23 protein-coding genes and 1 tRNA gene are annotated in these 20,767 nt (G+C 69.3%); 14 read left to right on the forward strand and 10 right to left on the reverse strand.

What is annotated here, in order from left to right; all coding sequences use genetic code 11:
* The first annotated feature begins 6 nt into the window (after positions 1-6).
* The 3 genes from ACQP2X_RS06315 to ACQP2X_RS06325 are packed head-to-tail and all read left to right on the forward strand — an operon-like array spanning position 7 to position 2,733.
* Complete coding sequence (locus ACQP2X_RS06315) at positions 7-1,482, forward strand: acyl-CoA synthetase (protein WP_498695003.1); 1,476 nt, start codon at positions 7-9, stop codon at positions 1,480-1,482.
* A gap of 60 nt (positions 1,483-1,542) precedes the next feature.
* Positions 1,543-2,391, forward strand: a complete 849-nt coding sequence (locus tag ACQP2X_RS06320; RefSeq protein ID WP_498695004.1) for a DUF4253 domain-containing protein — start codon at positions 1,543-1,545, stop codon at positions 2,389-2,391.
* A gap of 48 nt (positions 2,392-2,439) precedes the next feature.
* Positions 2,440-2,733, forward strand: a complete 294-nt coding sequence (locus ACQP2X_RS06325) for a DUF2716 domain-containing protein (protein ID WP_498695005.1) — start codon at positions 2,440-2,442, stop codon at positions 2,731-2,733.
* Here ACQP2X_RS06325 and ACQP2X_RS06330 read toward each other — a convergent pair.
* Genes ACQP2X_RS06330 through ACQP2X_RS06340 form a run of 3 tightly spaced genes read right to left on the reverse strand, consistent with a single transcriptional unit; the run spans position 2,727 to position 4,227 of the window.
* Positions 2,727-3,356 (reverse strand): GNAT family N-acetyltransferase, encoded by a 630-nt coding sequence (locus ACQP2X_RS06330; RefSeq protein ID WP_498695007.1) that lies wholly within the window; start codon positions 3,354-3,356, stop codon positions 2,727-2,729. The two genes, ACQP2X_RS06325 and ACQP2X_RS06330, sit on opposite strands and share 7 nt — an antisense overlap.
* A complete protein-coding gene (locus tag ACQP2X_RS06335) occupies positions 3,353-3,601 on the reverse strand; it encodes a superoxide dismutase (RefSeq protein WP_498695009.1) in 249 nt (82 codons plus the stop codon). Before ACQP2X_RS06335 ends, ACQP2X_RS06330 begins: the two co-directional genes overlap by 4 nt.
* Positions 3,598-4,227, reverse strand: coding sequence for a superoxide dismutase (locus ACQP2X_RS06340; protein ID WP_498695010.1), 630 nt, complete (start codon positions 4,225-4,227; stop codon positions 3,598-3,600). Before ACQP2X_RS06340 ends, ACQP2X_RS06335 begins: the two co-directional genes overlap by 4 nt.
* 93 nt (positions 4,228-4,320) lie before the next feature.
* Between ACQP2X_RS06340 and ACQP2X_RS06345 the strand changes: the two genes are divergently transcribed.
* On the forward strand, positions 4,321-4,773 hold the full coding sequence (locus ACQP2X_RS06345) for a Fur family transcriptional regulator (RefSeq protein ID WP_498695011.1): 453 nt from the start codon (positions 4,321-4,323) through the stop codon (positions 4,771-4,773).
* A 160-nt stretch (positions 4,774-4,933) separates the two neighbouring features.
* Here ACQP2X_RS06345 and def read toward each other — a convergent pair whose 3' ends face one another.
* On the reverse strand, positions 4,934-5,452 hold the full coding sequence (def, locus tag ACQP2X_RS06350; protein ID WP_498695012.1) for a peptide deformylase: 519 nt from the start codon (positions 5,450-5,452) through the stop codon (positions 4,934-4,936).
* An 80-nt stretch (positions 5,453-5,532) separates the two neighbouring features.
* On the opposite strand from def, the gene ACQP2X_RS06355 reads away from it, so the two are divergent.
* Positions 5,533-5,970 (forward strand): Fur family transcriptional regulator, encoded by a 438-nt coding sequence (locus tag ACQP2X_RS06355; protein ID WP_498695013.1) that lies wholly within the window; start codon positions 5,533-5,535, stop codon positions 5,968-5,970.
* A gap of 9 nt (positions 5,971-5,979) precedes the next feature.
* Here the strand turns inward: ACQP2X_RS06355 and nicT are convergent, their stop codons facing one another.
* The 3 genes from nicT to ACQP2X_RS06370 form a co-directional block, all read right to left on the reverse strand.
* A complete protein-coding gene (gene nicT / locus ACQP2X_RS06360) occupies positions 5,980-7,095 on the reverse strand; it encodes a Nickel transporter NicT (RefSeq protein ID WP_498695015.1) in 1,116 nt (371 codons plus the stop codon).
* 138 nt (positions 7,096-7,233) lie between these two features.
* Positions 7,234-7,578 (reverse strand): PDGLE domain-containing protein, encoded by a 345-nt coding sequence (locus ACQP2X_RS06365; protein WP_498695017.1) that lies wholly within the window; start codon positions 7,576-7,578, stop codon positions 7,234-7,236.
* Positions 7,575-8,273 carry an energy-coupling factor ABC transporter permease gene (locus ACQP2X_RS06370; RefSeq protein ID WP_498695019.1) on the reverse strand — a complete coding sequence of 233 codons (699 nt, stop codon included), beginning with the start codon at positions 8,271-8,273 and terminating at the stop codon, positions 7,575-7,577. Before ACQP2X_RS06370 ends, ACQP2X_RS06365 begins: the two co-directional genes overlap by 4 nt.
* Positions 8,274-8,418: 145 nt before the next feature.
* Between ACQP2X_RS06370 and ACQP2X_RS06375 the strand changes: the two genes are divergently transcribed.
* On the forward strand, positions 8,419-9,180 hold the full coding sequence (locus tag ACQP2X_RS06375; protein WP_498695020.1) for a class I SAM-dependent methyltransferase: 762 nt from the start codon (positions 8,419-8,421) through the stop codon (positions 9,178-9,180).
* Here ACQP2X_RS06375 and cydC read toward each other — a convergent pair.
* Positions 9,161-10,882 (reverse strand): thiol reductant ABC exporter subunit CydC, encoded by a 1,722-nt coding sequence (gene cydC / locus ACQP2X_RS06380; protein WP_498695021.1) that lies wholly within the window; start codon positions 10,880-10,882, stop codon positions 9,161-9,163. The two genes, ACQP2X_RS06375 and cydC, sit on opposite strands and share 20 nt — an antisense overlap.
* Complete coding sequence (locus ACQP2X_RS06385; protein WP_498695024.1) at positions 10,879-12,600, reverse strand: ABC transporter ATP-binding protein; 1,722 nt, start codon at positions 12,598-12,600, stop codon at positions 10,879-10,881. Before ACQP2X_RS06385 ends, cydC begins: the two co-directional genes overlap by 4 nt.
* A 284-nt stretch (positions 12,601-12,884) precedes the next feature.
* On the opposite strand from ACQP2X_RS06385, the gene ACQP2X_RS06390 reads away from it, so the two are divergent.
* From ACQP2X_RS06390 to ACQP2X_RS06415, 6 genes are all read left to right on the forward strand, one after another.
* On the forward strand, positions 12,885-13,949 hold the full coding sequence (locus ACQP2X_RS06390) for a FecCD family ABC transporter permease (protein WP_498695025.1): 1,065 nt from the start codon (positions 12,885-12,887) through the stop codon (positions 13,947-13,949).
* A gap of 1 nt (position 13,950) precedes the next feature.
* Positions 13,951-14,910: an ABC transporter substrate-binding protein gene (locus tag ACQP2X_RS06395; RefSeq protein WP_498695027.1), complete on the forward strand. Its 960-nt coding sequence runs from the start codon at positions 13,951-13,953 to the stop codon at positions 14,908-14,910.
* Positions 14,907-15,671: an ABC transporter ATP-binding protein gene (locus ACQP2X_RS06400; RefSeq protein ID WP_498695028.1), complete on the forward strand. Its 765-nt coding sequence runs from the start codon at positions 14,907-14,909 to the stop codon at positions 15,669-15,671. Before ACQP2X_RS06395 ends, ACQP2X_RS06400 begins: the two co-directional genes overlap by 4 nt.
* Positions 15,668-16,357: a class I SAM-dependent methyltransferase gene (locus tag ACQP2X_RS06405; protein ID WP_498695029.1), complete on the forward strand. Its 690-nt coding sequence runs from the start codon at positions 15,668-15,670 to the stop codon at positions 16,355-16,357. The genes ACQP2X_RS06400 and ACQP2X_RS06405 overlap by 4 nt, the downstream gene beginning before the upstream one ends.
* Positions 16,358-16,610: 253 nt before the next feature.
* Positions 16,611-16,832, forward strand: a complete 222-nt coding sequence (locus ACQP2X_RS06410) for a hypothetical protein (RefSeq protein WP_498695031.1) — start codon at positions 16,611-16,613, stop codon at positions 16,830-16,832.
* A complete protein-coding gene (locus ACQP2X_RS06415) occupies positions 16,817-17,902 on the forward strand; it encodes a site-specific integrase (RefSeq protein ID WP_498695032.1) in 1,086 nt (361 codons plus the stop codon). Before ACQP2X_RS06410 ends, ACQP2X_RS06415 begins: the two co-directional genes overlap by 16 nt.
* A gap of 28 nt (positions 17,903-17,930) precedes the next feature.
* Here ACQP2X_RS06415 and ACQP2X_RS06420 read toward each other — a convergent pair.
* Positions 17,931-18,006: transfer RNA gene (locus ACQP2X_RS06420), tRNA-Lys, on the reverse strand.
* A 146-nt stretch (positions 18,007-18,152) separates the two neighbouring features.
* Here ACQP2X_RS06420 and ACQP2X_RS06425 point away from each other — a divergent pair.
* Both ACQP2X_RS06425 and ACQP2X_RS06430 read left to right on the forward strand, forming a co-directional pair.
* Positions 18,153-19,391, forward strand: a complete 1,239-nt coding sequence (locus tag ACQP2X_RS06425; RefSeq protein ID WP_498695033.1) for a L,D-transpeptidase — start codon at positions 18,153-18,155, stop codon at positions 19,389-19,391.
* A gap of 109 nt (positions 19,392-19,500) precedes the next feature.
* Positions 19,501-20,736 carry a L,D-transpeptidase gene (locus tag ACQP2X_RS06430; RefSeq protein ID WP_498695034.1) on the forward strand — a complete coding sequence of 412 codons (1,236 nt, stop codon included), beginning with the start codon at positions 19,501-19,503 and terminating at the stop codon, positions 20,734-20,736.
* Positions 20,737-20,767 lie beyond the last annotated feature (31 nt).

Here is a 20,767-nt window from a genome sequence, read left to right on the forward strand (position 1 = left end):
AGCCCCATGACTGCTGGACTCGGATCGTGGCCGGCCCGGCGGGCGGCGATCTCGCCGGACCGAACCGCGATCATCCACGGCGACCGGCGAACCACCTACGGAGAACTGCGGGAAAGGGTCACCCGTCTCGCCGCGCGACTGCGCGCGGCCGGCGTGACACACGGAGACCGGGTCGCCTACCTGGGCCTCAACCATCCGTCGTTCGTCGAGACGATGTTCGCCACCCTGCTGATCGGCGGCATCTTCGTGCCGCTCAACACGCGACTCACCGCTGGCGAGCTCGGCTACATGCTCGAACATTCCGGCACGTCGGTGTTGATCCGGTCGACGGAGTGCGCGCCCGCCTCGGCGCCGGTCACGGTGTCGCTGCCCGACTACGAGGCCTGGCTGGCCGCCGGCGACCCGGCCCCGATCGAGCACGCCGTGGACGCGGGCGAACCGGCCTTCATCCTGTACACCTCCGGAACCACGGGACGGCCCAAAGGCGCCGTCCTCACCCACGCCAACGTCATCTGGAACTGCTTCAACCTTCTCGTCGGCGTGGACGTGGCCGGCGACGAAGTCACCCTGATCGGGGCGCCGCTGTTCCACGTGGCCGCGCTCAACCAGTGCCTGCTGCCCACCTTCCTCAAAGGCGGCGTCAGCGTGATCATGCCGAAGTGGAACGTCGACCGCTGCTTCGACCTGATCGCCGAGCATCGCGTCACCTGGATGTTCGGCGTCACCACGATGTTCGCCGAGGTGATGCGGTCCCCACGCTGGCACGGCGCCGACCTCTCCTCGTTGCGAAGCCTGCTCGCCGGTGGTGCACCCGTTCCCGAGACGCTGATCCACGCCTACCAGGAACGGGGACTCGCCTTCAGCCAGGGATACGGCATGACCGAGACCGCGCCCGGCGCCACGGTGATCGAAGCGCCGGAGAGCGGCCGGCACGCCGGATCGGCCGGCGCGCCGGTGTTCTTCGCGGACGTCCGCTGCGTACGGCCCGACCTGACCGACACCGAGCCCGGCGAACCCGGCGAGCTCATCATCCGCGGACCGAACGTCAGCCCCGGCTACTGGCACGACCCGGCCGCCACCGAACAGAGCTTCGCCGGCGACGGGTGGTTCCGCTCCGGCGACCTGGGCGTCAAGGACGCCAACGGCTACTACCGCATCCTCGACCGGCTCAAGGACATGTACATCTCCGGCGGCGAGAACGTCTATCCCGCCGAGGTGGAGGCCGCGCTGTTCACCCATCCCGCGGTCGGCGAGGCCGCGGTGGTCGGCGTGCCGGACGGGAGATGGGGCGAGGTCGGCCGAGCCTTCATCGCCATCACCGACGGTCAGAGGGTGGAGCCGGACGAGCTCCGCGCCTACCTCATCCACCGTCTCGCCAAATACAAGGTGCCCGCCTACATCACCATCGTCCCGCAACTGCCACGCACCGGCTCCGACAAGATCCGAAAAGCGGCGCTGAAGGACCTTCCCCTGCCCGGATGACCACAGGCTGGTTCACGGGTTCACCGTCGCCGGTGTGGTGACGGCGGCGATGATCGGAGCATGCTGGGTTTGCCGGAGACCCGTTCCGCCGTGCGGGACACCGCGCTGGCGGGCTTGCCGATACGGGAGGGACCAGCCGGCGCTTTGGTGGTTTCGGGTTTCGGCGCGGACGATTCAGCAGCGTTGCTGCGGGTTTGGCAGGCGGCGCACGCGCTGACTCAGGTCACCGGCCGTTGGCCGCTCCTCTGCGCCACCCACGAGGCCGAGGACCTACTGGAGCCGTCGCCCCTGGACGGGACGACGCGGGCCGAGCTCGCCGACCTCGACTGGGCGGCCCGCACCGTCGACCCGTGGCCGTTCTTTCAGCAGGCGGACGATGGACCGCCCGAAGTCGAGCTGTCGTTCTACACCGAGGGTCTGCATGGCGTCGATATCACCTCCGAGGTGTTGCCGACGGTCAGACCGGATGTCAGCACGCAGCAATTGCTTCGTGCGGCATACGACTATGTGCTGTCCGATCCCCGCGTGACGGCTCGGGTGTTCGAGCGCACGCGGGACATGGTGAGCATCGACTCCTGGTACGTGCCGGATCAGGTGGTGCTTCTGCTACTACCCACGGTGTCGCCTTGGCTCGCGTCGTACTGGACGGCCTTTTACGGAGCCTTGGAGCACGAGCGAGAGCTTGCCGCCGTGCTGTGGCAATGGCACGAGCGGTGGACCGTCAGGCCGGTCGCCTGCTGGGACACGATGATGCAATTCGTGGTGCACCGGCCACCAGCGCCGGGCAACGACGCGTTCACGGCGGCCCGGCAGGTGTTGGCGCTGTCGCCGAATGTCGACATTCTCCAATGGGAGCTCGCGGTGGCCATGCCAGCGGGTGACGCATGGTTTTTGCACCACCGGCCATGATGTGGATCGAGCCACCGTCGCCTCTCCCGGGTACGGGTGGAGGTGCTGATGGCAGCGGCCGTCGAGAAGCTTGAGGGCCGTGAGTACAAACGGGTCTGGGCTCGTTTCCACCGCCAGTTCAAATTCCGGCCTGGGATGGCGATGCACACATGGCCAGCGATCAAGGAACCAGCCGACTCCGTGACCTGGAGCCTCAAAGCGCTCGATGACGACCCAGGCTACGTGAAGCTGGACGCCATGGTCGACGTGGTCAACGACGGGCTCTGGGCCAGCACGGTTCCCGAAGGCAGCCTGCTAGTTCTGGACTGGGCCCGCCGGGGTGTGACCGGCGCAGGTCAGTAGGGTCGGCGTGGCGGGCGCCGGTCGCGTAGCGAGGGTTGGGCGGGCCGGCTGGTGCCGCAGGCTGATCGCGGTCGGGGTGTGCGGGTGGGCGGCGCCTCGCGGGTGTAGAGCACGAGTGGGCGACCGGTGACCGTGTAGGCGGCTCGGCGGATCCATCCGAGTGACTCGTAGAGGGTGACCGCGTCGGCTTCGGGATGGGTGGCGAGCCAGGCGCGTGGTCGGCCGGCGACGAAGCGTTCGAGCAGGGCGCGGCCGAGCCCTTGCCGGCGGTGGGCCGGGGAGACCATCAGCTCGGCCACGACCACAGCAGGAGCGACGAGCAGGCCGGCGATCTCCGGCGAGACCGCGGCCTGGATGGCCATATCGAATTCGTTGTCGCGGGAGAGGGCTGGTGGGGCCGGCCAGCCGTATACCGCTGCGGCGATCTGCCCGTTCTCGCCGGAGGCGATGAAGCCGTACGCGCCGGGGTAGCTGGTCTGGCGGGCCAACTGGACCGGGTAGTCGGCGATCTGCTCCGGGGTTTCGTTCCACGGTGGCGCCGAGAAGCAGTCGCGGTAGACGGGGTGCAGCCGGTCGGTCAGGGCACGCAGTTGCGCGGCGGTGACGGCCCGGACGGTGGTCATGCCAGATGCTCCGGCGGGGCTGTGGCGTCGGCCATGAGCAGGCTCAGTTCCTGGACGAGTTCGTCCATGCTCTGTCCGGTCTGGGTGCGGACTAGGGAGAGGGCGAGCTCGGCGAGCAGGCAGAAGCCGCGGGCCTGGGCCTGCGAGTCGCCCATGCTCGTGAGCAGTTCCTCGGCGCCGGCGAAGTCGCCGCGGTGTTTGGCCGCGACGACTCCGGCTGCCTGCTGCGCGAGCAGAAAACTCACGGAGCGACGATGATCGGGTTGCCGGCCGCTCGGGCGGCCTCGAACCGCTTGGTCACATCGGTCCAGTTGACCAGGCTCCACAGCCGGTCGACGTAGTCCGGGCGCACGTTCTTGTACTGCAGGTAGTACGCGTGCTCCCAGGCGTCGAAGACCAGGATCGGCGTCGAGCCCTGGCCGACGTTGCCGTGGTGGTCATAGATCTGCTCGACGATCAGGCGCTGCGACAGCGGCTCCCAGGCCAGCACGCCCCAACCGGATCCCTGCACGCCCTTGGTGGCGGTCGACAGCTGCGCCGAGAACGCGTCGAACGAGCCCAGGTGCTCCTCGATGGCCGCCGCGAGGTCGCCCTCGGGGCGATCGGCGCTGCTGCCCGGGCGCAGGTTGTTCCAGAAGATCGAGTGCAGGACGTGGCCGGAGAGGTTGAAGGCCAGGGTCTTCTCCAGGCCGACCAGGGCGTGGTAGTCGCCCTTGTCGCGGGCCTCGGCGAGCTGGTCGAGGGTGTCGTTGCTGCCCTTGACGTACGCGGCGTGGTGCTTGCTGTGGTGCAGCTCCAGGATCTGCCCACTCATGGCGGGCTCGAGCGCGCCGTAGTCGTACGGCATGTCGGGGAGCGTGTAGACGGCCATCGGTTACCTTCGTTCTGCGTAGACTTGGTTGTTGCCGCTATTTTGCAATAAACCAGGTTCGCGTGCAGGGCGGAAGGACTTTCCATCAATGTCGTGTCGCGAGTTGGGGTGAGTGTGGTCACGGCCGACGACCTTCTCGCTGCGCTGGTGGGCGCGGGCGTGCGGCGCACGCAGGCCAGCCGGGCGATCGCCGAGATCCTGATAGTGGCGGACTGCCTCACCGCGGCCGAGGTGCACAGAGGCCTGGAGGCCCAGGATGTACGCATCGACCTGACGACGGTGCATCGGGTGCTGGGCCGCCTCGCGGCGGCCGGGGCGGTGCGGGCCGTGCCACGGGAAGGGTCGGTCGGCTACCGCTTGGCGTCCCGAGCGCGACACTTTCTGGTTTGCCGACGGTGCGGGCGTACGGCGCCGCTCACTGAGCCGGCGTCGGCCGCGTTGCTGGCCGACGCCGCCGACGCCGGTTTCGGGCTGGAGACGATCGCCGTCTCGGCGCAGTGCCGGGAATGCCGTCCGCTCAGCCGGCCAACGCCCGGGCAAGCGTGACGACCGGCTGCATCACCAGGTCCAGCGGGCACGACGCCGCCGAAGCGGGCGTGTTCGTCCATGCTGGACGCGAGGGAGCCGCCGAGCAGCTTGCCGTCACGCACCAGCGCGGCGCCGGTCTCGTCGCACGACGTCTCGATGCCCAGGATCAGCGGCATGCTCAGCCGAGCCCGGCCTCGCGCAGCAGCTCCGCCTTCTTCTTCAACGGCAGGCGGTCGACGTAGAGCATGCCGCCCAGGTGGTCGGACTCGTGTTGCAGGCAGCGGGCGAAGTAGCCGGTGCCGCTGATCGCGACCGGACCGCCGTGCCGGTCCTGGCCGGTGACCGAGGCCAGGGCGGCCCGCGGCAGCTCAGCCCGGGGGCCGGGTACCGACAGGCAGCCCTCGCTCGCGGTGATCTCGCCGGCCAGGGCGGACGGGACGTGCAGGACCGGGTTGACGACGTGCCCCCGGTGCCGCACACCTTCGTCGTCGGGGCAGTCGTAGACGAACACCTGCGCGTCGACGCCGATCTGGTTGGCGGCCAGGCCGACCCCGTTGGCCGCGTACATGGAAGCGAACATGTCGTCGATCAGCTCGGCGAGGCTCTCGTCGAACGCGGTGACCGGCGCGCACCGCCGGTGCAGGACGGGGTTTCCGTAGTACGTGATCTGACGGGCGACGCCCTGGCGGTTCGGCACTCCTGCACAGTACCGGCTATTGCAATTATATTGCAGGTAGGCTGACGCGGGTGTGTGCCGCTGAAGCGGGGGTGGGTGTGGTGACAGAGGCGCCGGAGCTGGCCCGGCTCGATGCCGTGCGTGAGCACGTGCGCGCGCAGGGGCAGCGATGGACGGTGGCCAAGGCGGCCGTCGTCGAGGTGCTGCTGGGCACCGACGGGCATCTGTCGGCCCTGCAGGTGCACGAGCGGATCGTCGAGCGGTTACCGCAGATCGACCGCTCGACGGTGCACCGGATCCTGCTCGGGCTGGCCGATGAGCACGTGGTGCATGTGCTGGGCCGGCAGGGCGAGGCCCGCTACGGGATGGCCGATCATCCGCATCATCACGTGGTCTGCGCCGACTGTGGGCGGGAGGCCGAGATCCCGTCCGCGGCGATCACCCCGGCCCTCGCCGCGGCGTCGGAGGCGACCGGCTTCAGCTTCGACGCCAGCAGCATCACCCTGACCGGCCGGTGCGCGAACTGCACCGGCCGGTAAAAGCCGCTGTTACTCGGCGGGCTTGAGGTTCGCCGACCAACGCTGTTCGACCTTGCCGAAGCGCCAGATCGCGATGGCGACCAGCCAGGAGACGACGAACAGGCCGACGATGCCGTAGCCGGCGTAGTCGAGCGGGATGGAGCCGATCGCCGCGAGGGGGCCGGTGGTGATGTGGGCCTGGTCGTCGAGGACGCCGATGAGCTCGATGGTGCCGATGATCAGGGCGACGGCGACCGAGATCGACGTGATGGTGATGTTGTAGAAGACCTTGCGCACGGGCTTGGCGAAGGCCCAGCCGTAGGCGGCGTTCATGAAGACGCCGTCGATGGTGTCCATCAGGCACATGGCGGCCGCGAACAGGATCGGCAGGACCAGGATCGAGTAGAACGGCAGGTTGAACGCGGCCGCGCCGCCGGCCAGCACGAGCAGGCCGACCTCGGTGGCGGTGTCGAAGCCGAGGCCGAACAGCACGCCGATCGGGTAGATGTGCCAGGGCTTGCGGACCGATTTGGTGAGGCCGCCAAGGAAGCGGTTCATGAAGCCCCGCTTGTTCAGCTGCTCCTCGAGGGCCTGCTCGTCGTAACGGCCGTGCTTCAGCTCGCGGAACACCTTGATCACGCCGAGCAGCACGACGAAGTTGAGGATGCCCAGGATCCACAGGAACACGCCGGACACCGAGGCGCCGATCACGCCGGTGATCGAATGCAGGGCGCTGCCGTCGTCCTCCACCTGCCCGGCCAGCGCCTTCACGCCGATCGAGAGCAGGAATGCCAGCCCGAACACGATCGTCGAGTGGCCCAGGGAGAACCAGAAACCCACCGACAAGGGCTTGCGGCCGGTCTTGTCCTGCATCAGCTTGCGGGTGGTGTTGTCGACCGCCGCGATGTGGTCGGCGTCGAAGGCGTGCCGCAGCCCGAAGGTGTAGGCGAGCACGCCGACGCCAACGGTGAATACTGGGTGGACGCCGCCGAGGTGGAAGTGCTTCGGCACGACCAGGCCGAACAGGATGCCGAAGCCGGCGACGTGCAACAGAACGATGAACGCGGCCATGCCGTACAGGGACCGCTTGTCCCGGCCGTCGAGGCTCTGCCGGAAGCGGGTCAGGCCGCTGGTGTTGGTGCTCATGTGGATCTTCTTTCGAGTGGGCCGCCGGCCGGTCGTGCGGCTGGCCGGCGGCCGTGACGCTACGTCCGCTGATCTTCTAGTTGCAAGACTCTGGCAATAGCGGCCAGATGACAAGCGGACGAACACGAAGTGTGGCGTTCACACCTTCTGACCACGCCGGCGCACCAGCCAGAACACACCGCCGCCGATCGCGAACGTGATCAGCACCCCCAGCACGCCGGACAGACCGGTCGACAGATATTCGTTGTCGATGCCCTTGATGCCGTAGTCCGCGAGCGGGCTGTCCGACATCTGGTGATCGCCCTCCTGCTGAGCCATGCACGTGCCGCCGGTGATCTCGCCCTCGGCGTCGAAGGTGCAACCCTCGCGGGCGGTGTAGTCGAGCCCGTCAGGGCTGCCCGACGCGAAGCTGCTGGCCACCCCGGCCAGCAGCAGGGCGACGAGCAGACCGCCGGCCAGGAACCACCCGAGTCGCTTGCTCATGCCGTCACTCCCGCCTCGACACTGATCGGCTTGCGGAAGCGCCGCAACGCGTACACCAGATCCGGCCGCACCCGGGCCACCGTGGCGACGGTGGTGGCGGCGATGACGCCCTCACCGATACCGATCAGCACGTGGACGCCGGCCATCGTGCCCGAGATCCAGGGCAGGGACAGCTCGGTGGTGCCACCCAGGGCGTACTCCAGAACGAAGCCCTGCGAAGCGATCACCACAGAGATGATCGAGGCGATCAGCGCGGTCGCGCCGAGCCCGGCCGGGGTCTTCGGCAGGATCCGCAGCAGCCCGGCGACCAGCAGATAGCCGGCGGCGGTGCCGAGAATGGCCATGTTGGTGATGTTGAGGCCAATGGCGGTGAGGCCGCCGTCGGCGAACAGCAGGCACTGCACGATCAGGACGGTGGAAACACAGAGCGCACCGACCCACGGGCCGACGAGGATCACCGCGAGGGTTCCGCCGAGCAGGTGGCCGGAGACGCCCGGAAGCACCTGGAAGTTCAGCATCTGCACGGCGAAGATGAACGCCGCCACCAGCCCCGCCATCGGGGCCAGCCGGTCGTCCAGGTCGGCGCGGGCCTTGTAGACGCAGACGGCCAGCGCCGCCACCGAGAACACTATGAAAATCGCCGAAACGGGACCGCTGATGATCCCGTTGGCGATGTGCATCGCCACTACTTCCATCGACGCCCTCCCCAGGCATGCCGGGCACTGGGGCCCGGTCAGCGGCAGCATATGGAGGCCTACTGGCTGTTGCCAAGACCTTGCAATTGTGTAGTTCGGCGCACAGTGCGCGCCGGATGTGTCGGCTCGCTGACAAGATGGCGGCATGATCGACTTGCTGCGCCGCTGGGATGCCCAGCAGAGCGTCTACATCGAGCAGCGTGAGCGCGTGTACGGCGTGATGTTCGATGTCCTGGCACAGATCCGCCCTGAGTCCGAGCTGACCGTGCTCGACCTGGCCTGCGGCCCCGGCGCGATCAGCCAGCGGTTCCTGAGCCGCTTCCCGCGGGGCCGGGCGGTCGCCACCGACATCGACCCCGTGCTGCTCGCCATCGGCGAGGGAGCGCTCGGCGATCAGGGCGGGCGGCTGCGCTGGATCCGGGCCGACCTGCGCGATCCGTCCTGGCCCGAGCGGCTCGGGGCGGCCCCGGCCTCGTTCGACGCGGTGCTGTCGAGCACGGCCCTGCACTGGCTGTCGCCGCCCGACCTGGCCGGCGTCTATCGGGCGGTGGCCGGCCTGCTGCGCCCGGGCGGTGTGCTGATCAACGCCGACCACGTGCCGTTGCCGGCCGGGAGTCGGCTGCGGGCGGCCTGTGAAGCGATCGACCGTGGACGCCAGCAGTCCGCGATCGAGGCCGGCGCCGACTCCTGGGCCGACTGGTGGGAGGCCGTCGAGCAGCGGCCCGAACTGGCGCCGGCCCTGGCCGAGCGGCGCGAGCTGTGGCCGGAGGGCTCCCGCGACTGGTCCGGCGCGTCGCTGGAGTTCCAGGTGGCCGCGCTGACCGAGGCCGGTTTCGCCGAGGCCGGTGTCGTCTGGCAGGACCTCGAAGAACGCGTCCTGGCCGCGATCACGCCAGCTGACCGCTGATCAGCCGGGCGTAGGCGCCGCCGGCCGCGGCCAGCTCCTCGTGGGTACCGGTTTCGGCCAGGCGGCCGGCGTGCAGGACGGCGATGCGGTCGGCGGTGCGGATGGTGGAGAGCCGGTGGGCGATGATCAGGGTGGTCCGCCCGGCGATGATGCCGGACATGGCGGCGGCCAGGACGCGTTCGGTCTCGGCGTCGAGGTTGGAGACGGGCTCGTCGAGCACGAGGACGGGCGCGTCGGTGAGCAGGGCCCGGGCCAGGGCGACGCGCTGGCGCTGACCGCCGGACAGGCGGGCGCCGCGTTCGCCGACGGTGGTGTCGTAGCCGTCGGACAGGGCGGTGATGAAGTCGTGGGCGCCGGCGGCGCGGGCGGCTTGTTCGAGATCGCCGGCGGTGGCGTCGGGCCGGGCCAGGCGCAGGTTGTCGGCGATGGTGCCGTGGAACAGGTACGGGTCCTGCGGCACGAAGGCGACCAGTTCACGCAGCCGGTCGATCGGGAGGTCGCGCAGGTCGGCGCCGCCGATGGTGATGCAGCCCTGTTGTGGGTCGCGGAAACGCAGCAGCAGGTGGGCGGTGGTCGACTTGCCGGCCCCGGAGTGCCCGACCAGTGCCAGGCTGGAACCGGCCGGGATGTCGAGGTCGAGATCGGTCAGGGCCGGGTCGGCGTCGTAGCGGAAGGTGACACCGCGCAACGCGACCGCCGAACCGTTGATCGGCGTGCCCGGCTTCCCGCTGTCCTGGACCGGGGAGGGCAGGGCGAGCAGGTCGGTGATCCGGGCCGCCGCGGCGGCGGCCAGGTTGAGGTCCTTGGCGACCTCGGCGACCGTGGTCACGGGGGTGAAGGAGAACGCCGCGAGCACGACCGCGACCGGGAACAGCGCGGACGGCATCCACCCGGCCGCGGTGAGCGCGGCCGAAGCGGCCAGCACCGCAAGCACGCCGCCGGTGACCAGCGTGTCGATGGCCGCCTTCTCCACTCCCGTACGGCCGGCGTGGGCGCGCTGGACTCGCCGCAGCCGTTGTCCGGCCCGGTCGATCTTGCCCTGGTGCTGGCCGGTGGCGCCGAAGACGGTGAGCTCGCGCAGCCCCTGGATCGCGTCGACGGTCTCGGCGGCGACCTCGGCCGCGGCCGCCTTGACCTCGTCGCCCTGAGCGGCGGCGCGGCGGGCCAGCCAGGCCGGCACGGTGGCCACGGCGGCGAGCACGGGCAGCACCACCAGCGGTAGCAGCGGGTGGATGAAGCCGAGCGCGACCAGCGTGGTGAACGGCACGGTGGCCGCGATGACCAGCGGGCTCAGCGTGTGAGCGAAGAACACCTCCAGCGCTTCCACGTCGGACACGACGGTCGTGCCGAGCTCGCCGGTGCGGCGCCCGGCCAGCCCGGCCGGGGCGAGCCGCTCGAACGCGGCGTGCACACGGCCGCGGACGTCGGCCAGCGCGCGGAACGCCATCGCGTGCGACAGGAACGACTCCAGCCACGGGGCGGCCGCGCGCAGCGGGATGATGACCAGCAGAAGCCAGAACCAGGGCATCAGATCGTCGCGGCCGGCGCCGGTGGCGACCAGGCCGACCAGGTACGCCCCGACGGCGGCGCCGGCGATGGTCAAGATCTGATTCAACGCTCCAGCGGCGATCGCGGCCGTCAGGATCGGGCGGTGGGCGCGCAGCAGCGCCGGCATGGCCCGCAGGCGGGTGTAGGTGCTCATGCGGCACCGGCCTGGGCCGCGGTGAGCCGGTGGTAGGCGCCGCCCGCAGCGAGCAGCCGATCGGGTGGGCCGTCCTCGGCGATCCGGCCGTCGTCGAGCACCACGATGTGATCGGCGTGCCGGACGGTGGACAGCCGGTGCGCGATGACCAGGGTGGTGCGCTCGGCGGTGAGCCGGTCGAGCGCGGCCTGGATGGCGGTCTCGTTGGCGGAGTCGATGGCCGAGGTGGCCTCGTCAAGGACCAGGATGGGGGCGTCCTTGAGCAGGGCGCGGGCGATGGCGATGCGCTGGCGTTCACCGCCGGACAGCCGCGCGCCGCGTTCGCCGATCATGGTGTCGTAGCCGTCGGGCAGGGCGGCGATGAACTCGTGCGCGGCGGCGGCGCGGGCGGCCGCCTCGAGCGCGGCCTGGTCGGCGCCGGGCGCGGCCAGCAGCAGGTTGTCGCGGATCGTGCCGTGGAACAGGTAGGTGTCCTGCGAGACCACGGAGATCAGCGAGCGGAGCTGGGCCAGCGGCAGTGTGCGGATGTCCTGGCCGTCGACGGTGACCGTGCCCTGCTGCGGGTCGAACAGGCGTAGCAGCAGCGCCACGATGGTGCTTTTGCCGGCGCCCGAGTGGCCCACCAGCGCCGTCGTCGTGCCCGCCGCCGCGGTGAATGACACGTCACGCAATGCGGGCGCGATGTCTGGCCGGTAGGCGAAACTGATCCCGTCGAGGCGTATCGAAACCGGGCCTGTCAAGGGTTTGGCCGTGGCGCCGTCGGTTACCGAAGGGTGCTCGTCGAGCAGGGCGAAGATGCCTTCGGCGGCGGCGAGCGCGGGATAGCCGGCGTGGAAGGCCTTGCTCAGGTCGGTCAGCGGGCGGAAGCACTCGCGTGACAGCAGCAGGATGACCAGCAGGGTGGCCACGTCGAGGGCGCCGGAGGAGGCCCGCAGCGCGCCGACGCCGATGGCCAGACCGGTGCCGGCGCCGGCCGCGAGTCCCACGACCAGCTCGTAGGCGGCGGTGACGGCGACCAGGCGGGTCGAGTGCGCGGCGAAGGTCGCCGACTCGGCGTCGAGCTGTTCGCCGCGGCGGCGGTGCGCGTTGATCCCCTTGAGCGTGACCATGCCTTGCAGCACGTCGAGGGTGTCCGCGTACAGCGCCCGGTAGGCGGCGAACCAGCGGGTCATCGGCTCGCGCATCAGCCGCCGTGACAGCCGCGGCGCCACCACGACCAGGGCACAACAGGCCGCGATGGTCACCCCCACGACCGGGTCGAGCCACCAGACGTACGCGATCAGCGCGGCTCCGCCCAGCAGCGAGGCGGCCAGCTGCGGCAGGAATGCCACGAAATACGGTTCCAGCGTCTCGACGCCGTCGACCACAGTGGACTGCAACTGGCCGGTGCGGGCGCCGGTGCTCCAGCCCGGGCCGAGCGCGAACAGCCGGTCGAGCAGCCGCCGCCGGACATCGTCCTTGATCCCGGCCGCGACGGTGGCGGCCAGGCGCTCACGCCACCACATCAGAGCGGCCCGGACCGCCTGCAGCGCGACGATCCCGGCCGCCGGGGCCACCGTCGCCGACCAGCCGGAACCGGCGAGCACGTCGGCCAGCACGGCCGCGATGAGCAGACCCTGCCCGGCGTAGGTGGCGGTCGTCGTGAGCCCGATCAGCACCAGTCCGACGAGCCCGGCGCGGCGGCCGGAGGCCAGAGCGAGAAGCCGGCGGTTCAGCATGGGCCGACGCTAGCGGCTATTGCAACATCTTGGCAATTACTGCATGATGGGCATAAGGCGGATGACACTTGGCCGTGACCCATCCGCCGGGGGTTGGCGAAATGACCCCTTCGGTGTTGTCAGTTCGAGAAGGCGTCCCCGGGTCGCGATGATCCACGCTTTGTCCGGGGCGCCTTTTCGTGTGTGACGGGGCTATCTGTTCACCTCAGTGCCTCTTCACCGCTGTTGATCATCCTGTTAGCTTGTTGCACATTCGTGGCAACAACTAATCTTTGGAGGTCAGGGTGTCGACCGCTGTGGCCGAGGTGTTCGTCGCCCAGCGGCGCCGTGCGACCTTGTGGGTGCTGGGCCTGGTCGCCGGGCTGATCATCACGGGAGTGATCGCGGTCGGCACGGGGGCGATCGCGATCGGCCCGGCGACCGTGGCCCGCATCCTCGCCCACCAGATCTTCGGGGTCGGCGACGTGACGTGGACCCCGCCCCAGGAAGCGATCGTCTGGCAGGTCCGCCTGCCCCGCATCCTGCTCGGGATGCTGGTTGGCGCCGGCTTGGCCACCTGCGGTGTCGCGTTGCAGGCGATGGTGCGCAACGTGCTCGCCGACCCTTATCTGCTGGGCATCAACTCGGGCGCCTCGAGCGGCGCGGCCGCGGCCATCCTCTTCGGCGCCGGTGCGGGCTTCGGCCAGTACGCCCTGTCGACCAGCGCTTTCCTCGGCGCGCTGGCGGCATCGCTGCTGGTCTTCCTGATCGCGCGCAGCGGGGGCCGGGTCACCTCGATGCGGCTGCTGCTGTCCGGCGTCGCCGTCGGCTACGCGCTGTACGCCCTCACCAGCTTCCTGATCTTCGCGTCGGGCTCGGCCGAGGGTTCCCGGTCGGTGATGTTCTGGCTGCTCGGCTCGCTCGGGCTGGCCCGCTGGGACGCGTTGCTGGCGGTGGCCGCGATCGTCATCGGCGGCACCATCGCTTATCTGACCGTCAGCGGCCGCCGGCTCGACGCCCTCGCCGTCGGTGACGAGACCGCGCACACCCTCGGCATCTCACCCGACCGCTTCCGGATGCGTCTGCTCGTGATCGTGTCCCTGTGCGTGGGCGTGCTGGTCTCGGCGTCCGGCAGCATCGGCTTCGTCGGCCTGGTCGTGCCGCACCTGGCCCGCCGCATTGTCGGCGCCACCCATACCCGCGTCGTGCCGGTGGCCGCGCTGCTCGGCGCGATCCTGCTGGTCTGGGCCGACGTGGTCGCCCGCGTCCTGCTCGCCCCGCAGGAGATCCCGATCGGCATCATCACCGCCCTGCTCGGCGCCCCGTTCCTGTTGATCCTCATCCGCCGCCTGCACGCCACCGGAGTCTGACATGCGAAAACTCGCCGCCACCCTGGTCATCACCACCCTCTCGCTCGCCGGCTGCGGCGCCGCAGCCGACGACAAAGAGGCCGCGAGCGGGGGCAACTACCCGCTGACGGTCACCAACTGCGGCGCCGACGTGAAGTTCGACAAGGCGCCCGAACGGACCGTGCTGCTCAAGAGCGCGGCCGTGCCGTACCTGCACGACCTCGGCGTCCTCGACCGCGTGACCGCCCGCGCCGGCGCTTATCCGAAGGAGTACTACGACGCGGCCACGCAGGCCGAGCTCGACAAGATCCCGCTGCTGACCGACAAGACCGACACCAGCGGCCACCTCCAGATCTCCAAGGAGGTGGTGATCAGCCAGCAGCCCGACCTGGTCTTCGGCGAGGTCGACAACCTGTCGCGCGACACTCTCTCCGCCGTGGACATCCCGCTGCTCGAAGAGCCGGCCATGTGCCCCGACAGCACGGTCGTGCCGACCTTCGACGACATCTACAAGCAGCTGGAGACGTACGGCAAAGTCTTTGACCGCCAGCAGCAAGCCACCACCGCCGTTACGGCGTTGAAGGAGCGCTTCGCGAATATCAAGGGCACGGGGGCCGGGCGTACGGCCGCGGTGCTCTACCCGACCGTCGGCGGGGGAGTGACCTACGCGTACGGCAGCACCAGCATGGCCCACCCGCAGCTGGAGGCCGCAGGCTTCAAGAACGTCTTCGGCGACTCGAAGGAGCGCGTCTTCGAGGTCACCCTTGAGGAACTGCTCGGGCGCAACCCCGACGTGCTGATCCTGCTCTACAGCGACGGCGACCCCAAGGCGGTCGAGAAGGCGCTGACCGGCCTGCCCGGCTCCGAGAAGCTCAAGGCCGTCCAGGGCGGCAACGTGATGACGCAGCTGTTCAACTTCACCGAGCCGCCGTCGCCGCTGTCGGTCGACGGTCTCGAGAAGATCGTGCAGCGTTTCCAATGATCAGCGGTTCGTCCCTGTCCTGGCGCTACGGCGCCAACCCGGTCCTCGACGGCGTTGACGTCGTCGCGCGGCCGGGCCGTGTGCTCGGGCTGATCGGCCCCAACGGCAGCGGCAAGACCACATTGCTGCGGCTTCTGTACGGGGCTTTGCGCAGCCCCACCGGCGCGGTGACGGTCGACGACACGGTGCTCAAGGACCTGTCGCCGCGTGAGACCGCCCGCAGGATCGCCGTCGTGGTGCAGGAATCCGGCGGCGAGACGGCGCTGACCGTGGCCGAGATGGTGCTGCTGGGCCGGGGTCCGCACCTGTCGACGTTCCAGCGCGCCGGCGCGGGCGACCACGTGATCGCGGCGGATTGCCTGGATCGGGTCGGCGCCACCCACCTGGCCGCTCGCGCGTTCGGCGGTCTGTCCGGCGGCGAACGGCAGCGGGTGCTCATCGCCCGCGCCCTCGCTCAGGAGGCCACCCACCTGCTGCTGGACGAGCCGACCAACCACCTCGACATCCGCTACCAGCACGAGATCCTGCACCTGGTCCGCAAGCTCGGCACCTGCTCGATCGTCGTCCTGCACGACTTGAACCTGGCCGCCCGCTATTGCGACGACCTGGTCCTGCTCGGCGGCGGCGACGTGGTGGCCGCCGGCCCGGCCGATACCGTGCTGGACCCGGCGATCCTGGAGCCGGTGTACGGCATCGGCATCAAACGCCTCGACCTGGATGGGAACCTGCACCTGCTGTTCGACCTGGAGGCTCGAGTATGACCGCGCAGGACCGCATCAACGAATACTGGACCGGCCGCGCCCCCGCCTACGAGGCCTACCAGCAACGCCCGTCCCGGCTCGCGGCCGACAACGCCGCCTGGTCCGCGATCTGGGCTTCCGCGCTGCCCTTCGCCGCCGGCGACGTGCTCGACGTGGGCACCGGCAGTGGACAGGTCGCGCGGATCGTGGCCGCCCTCGGTCACCGGGTCACCGGCATCGACCTGTCCGAGGGCATGCTCGACGAGGCCCGCAAACACGGTGGCCCCGCGACCTTCCGGCCCGGCGACGCCGTCGACCCGCCGTTCCCGCCCGCCTCCTTCGACGTGATCACCGGCCGCTACGTGATGTGGACGCTGCGCTCACCCGACACGGCCGTGGCCAACTGGATCCGCCTGCTGCGCCCCGGCGGCACCATCGCCATGGTCGACAGCACCTGGTTCCCCGACGGCCTCGACAAGTCCTCCGAAACCTTCACCGGCTTCTACGACGAGTCCGTGCAGGCCGTCCTGCCCCTGGCCGCGTCCCGCACGATCGACGACACGGCCGCAGTACTCACCCGAGCCGGCCTCCAGCAGGTCACCGTCACCCCGCTCACGTCGATCTACGAACTCGACCAGCAGCACGGCGTCGCCGAGAACCATGAGCTCCAAATGCAGTTCCTCATCACCGGCCGTGTTAGTGGCTGAATAGGGACCGCCTGAGCGTCAGCGCCCAACGTGCCGAAGGTGGCGGGGCGGCCAGTACCGAGTCACCCGGTCGGGGGCATTCCCCTACGCCTTTGCGGAGTCATCGTGAAGCCATCCGGTCGAGGAGGCGAGGACGATGAGCGGTGGGGTTTTCAAGCGGTGTGGATGCCGGTCGGCGCAGACCGGCAGGCTGTTGAACTCGGCCTGTTCGCGGCTGTCGGAGCGAAACCACGGTAGCTGGTATTTCGACTGTGTGGTGCCGGTCCTGCCTGGTCGGCGCGAGCGGCTGCGGCGTGGCGGCTACCCGACCCGGCGAGAAGCGGTCGCCGCCCGCGACACTCTGCTCGGCGACGGCAACACCGCGACCGCCGAGGGCTGGACGATGCAGCGCTGGCTGCGTTACTGGCTGACAACCCGCACGACGATCAGGCCTACCACGCTGCGCTCCTACGAATTCATGTGGAACGGCACCTGATCCCGCATCTGGGCCGGCTCCGGCTCAGCGAGCTGGCAGGCCACCATGTCACCGAGATGATCAGCACGATCGGGGCGACCACGAACCGGTACGGGCGTACCCCGACTCCGTCCACCCTGCACCGCATCCGTGCGACTCTGCGGTCGGCGCTCAACGCCGCCATCCGGGAGGGCCTGCTGCGCGACAACCCCGCCCGACACATAGAAGTCCCCTCGCCGCGGCGACCGCACGCCCTGGTCTGGACGGCCCCGCGAGTCGAGGCGTGGCAGAAGACTGGAGAACGGCCGGCGGTGGCGGTGTGGACGGTGGAGCAGACTGCCGCGTTCCTGTCCTTCGTCGGGAAGGATCGCCTCGCGGTGATGTGGTGGCTGATCGCGCTGCGCGGTCTGCGCCGGGGCGAGGCCGCTGGTTTGCGCTGGGCCGACGTCGACCTGAACGGCGGGGTAGCGATGATCGAGCAGCAGCGCATCGCCAACGGTCATTTGGTCACCGTCGGGCGGCCGAAGACGGCCGCCAGCCGCCGGTTGGTCGCTCTCGACCGGCGCACCGTTCGACTGCTGCGTGAACACCGGCGCCGGCAGCAGGCCGAGCGGCGCGCGGCGGGGGAGTGCTGGCGGTTTGTCACCGAGGACGGGGCACCGCTGCACCCCGACTTCTTGACCCGCCGGTTCCATCATCTGGTCGTCGAGTCCGGGCTACCACCGGTCCGGCTACATGACCTGCGGCACGGCGCGGCGAGTCTGGCGCATTGTGCCGGGGTCGATCTCAAGACGGTGCAGGCGCAGTTGGGGCATTCCAGCATCGTGCTGACGGCCGACACCTATACCAGCGTCCTGACCGATCTCCTGGCGTATGCGGCCGAGGCGACCGCCCGGCTGGTGCTTGCCGCCGCGGCCCTCAACCCGGGCCGCCGGCACCGCCGAAACGATCACCCGCGGAAATCCGCTGCACATGCCGAGATCACTACCGCGGAACACCCCGTGACCAGGCCGTCCGGTCGAGCCGAGGGGAGTAAGCGGGGCCGCCCACACGCGTCCCACCGACGTCCCGCAAAGATCAAGGGCGCATAGCCGGTTAGCTATACGCCCTGGTGATGCTTGGTGCGCCGCGTAGGACTTGAACCTACAACCCGCGGATTAAGAGTCCGCTGCTCTGCCAGTTGAGCTAGCGGCGCTCGTTGGCAACGGGGAAACATTAGCACCCACCCCGGCCCAGGCTGAAATCCACCCCCCTCCCGAAAGATCTCAACCCCCAGGGGGACTCGATCTCTTGCATCCATGAGGCAGGATGGCCCCGCAAACTTCAGATCGGCCTTCAGGGATGGTCAGCATGCGGCGCACGCTGGTGGCGTTCATGGCGACGGCAGTGATCACGCCGCTCGCGCTGTCGGGGTGTGGCGGCAGTGATGACAAAAGCGACAAACCGCACGCCTGGGTGGATCCGTCCGCCTCGGCGAGCGCGAACGCGACCGCGGACGCGCCGGTTGTCGAGTCGGCCACCGTGCCGATCAGCCTGGCGGTGACGCCGGCTGCGGGGAAGACCAACGTGCCGGTCAGCACCGAGATCGGCTTCAAGGTCGCGGGGGCCAAGGTGACGAGCGTCGCACTCAAGGACGCGTCCGGCGCCGCGGTCAAGGGCACCCTGCGCGCCGACGGCTCCTCCTGGGTGCCGAGCACTCCGCTCAAGACCAAGCAGACGTACGCGGCGAGCGTCACCGCGACGAGCGACGGCGGCCAGACCAAGACCGCCACCACCAAGTTCACGACCATGGGTGCCCCGGGCAAGAAGACCGGCACCGGCCTCTACCTGTTCGACGGCAAGACGTACGGCGTGGCCATGCCGGTCGTCGTCGAGTTCAGCCCGGGCATCAAGAAGGCCGACCGGGCCGCCGTCGAGCGCCGCATGTTCGTCACCACCAGCCCGTCCCAGCCCGGTGTCTGGTCGTGGACCGCGAGCGGCACGCAGGCGTACTACCGCGGTCCTGAGTTCTGGAAGTCCGGCACCACGATCTCGGTGCGGGTGGCCGTCGGCGGGCTGCCGACCGGCGGCGGGCGTTACGGCGACCGTGACCGCAGCGCCACCGCGAAGATCGGCCGTGACTTCGAGATGAAGGTCGACAACGCGAGCAAGAAGATGACCGTGTTGCGGGACGGCAAGACGGTGAAGACGATGCCGGTGAGTCTCGGTAAGAAGAGCACCCCGTCGTCGAGCGGCACCATGGTCGTGATGGACAAGCTGGCCGAGACGGTGTTCGACACCCGGGCCGAGCTGGGCCCGGTGAACGGCTATCGCACCGAGATCCAGTACGCGCAGCGTCTCACCTGGTCGGGGCAGTACATCCACTCGGCGCCGTGGTCGACCGGGGCCCAGGGCAGCCGCAACGTCTCGCACGGCTGCGTGAACGTGTCGCCCTCGAACGCCCGCTGGCTGTTCGACAACACGCTGATCGGCGACCCGGTCACGGTGAAGGGCACCGAGGACAAGCTCGACTACGGCAACGGCTGGACGCCGTGGGACGTGAGCTGGGAGGAATTCAAGAAGGGTTCTGCCCTGAAATAAAACTAAATGTCCAAAACCAAATCCGGAGGCGGCACGATTCCGGGATTGGTCATGGGGGAAAAACAAAGCAGTATTGGGCGCCGGGGATGACGACGCCGTGAGAGGGACCATGAAGACCTGGGGTATGAAACGCTGGCGGCTCGCCGCGATCACTGTGATCGCGGGAAGCGTGCTGCTGAGCTCCGCCGCCTGCGGCGGTGACGACAAGAAGTCGTCGTCGGCGTGGCAGGGCGCGACGCCCGGCAGCAGCGCGGGCGCGCCCGCGGGCGGCTCCGAGTCGGAGGCGCCCAAGCCGAGCACCGTCGCGGTGACCTCGCCGGCCGCCGACGCCAAGAACGTGGTCGCGATCAGCCCGATCAAATACTCGACCGAGGACGCCGACGCGACCTCGGTGAGCGTGACCGACGCCGCCGGCAAAGAGGTCGAGGGCACCCTCGACAAGGACGCCAAGACCTTCACACCGGCCAAGGCGCTGTCGTGGGGCACCAAATACACCGTCACGGTGACCGGCCCCGAGGCCGAGGGCAAGACCAACACCACCACCAGCACCTTCACCACCATGGCGAAGCCGGCGAAGACGATCCGCGCCACGAGCTTCCTCGGCGACAACCAGACGGTCGGCGTCGGCATGCCGCTGATCATCAAGTTCAACCAGAGCATCCCCGAGAGCTACCGCGACGACGTCGAGCGCCGCATGACGGTCACCGCCACCCCGGCCCAGGAGGGCACCTGGCACTGGACCAGCGCCACCGAGGTGCACTACCGGCCGAAGGTCTACTGGAAGGCCAACTCCAAGGTCTTCTACAAGGTGGCACTGGCCGGCGTCCCGCTGGGCAACGGCTACTACGGCCGGACCGACATGACCGTCGACCTCAAGATCGGCCGTTCGCTGATCATGACGGTGTCGAACAAGACCAAGCAGATGACGGTCAAGGAGAACGGCAAGGTCATCAAGACGCTGCCGGTCAGCCTGGGCAAGCCCAAGACCCCGTCCTCGAGCGGCACGATGGTCGTCATCGAGAAGAAGAAGCACACGATCTTCGACACGATGGACGAGCTCGGTCCCGAGGAGGGCTACCGCACGCCCATCGACTTCGCCCAGCGCATCACCTGGTCGGGGCAGTACATCCACGCCGCGCCCTGGTCCGAGGGCAAGCAGGGCAAGGTCAACGTCTCGCACGGCTGCGTGAACGTGTCCGAGGCGATGGGCGCCTGGCTGTTCAACAAGACGCTCATGGGCGACGTGATCACGGTCTCCGGCACCGAGGAGAAGCTGAAGAACGGCAACGGCTGGACCGACTGGAACATGAGCTGGGAAGAGTACAAGAAGGGCTCATACCTCTAAGGGCGCCGTCGCAAGGGCTCGGCCGTCTTCG

Origin of the sequence: Actinoplanes sp. CA-131856 (assembly GCF_050956135.1) — a bacterium.
In the GTDB taxonomy this organism is placed as follows: domain Bacteria; phylum Actinomycetota; class Actinomycetes; order Mycobacteriales; family Micromonosporaceae; genus Actinoplanes.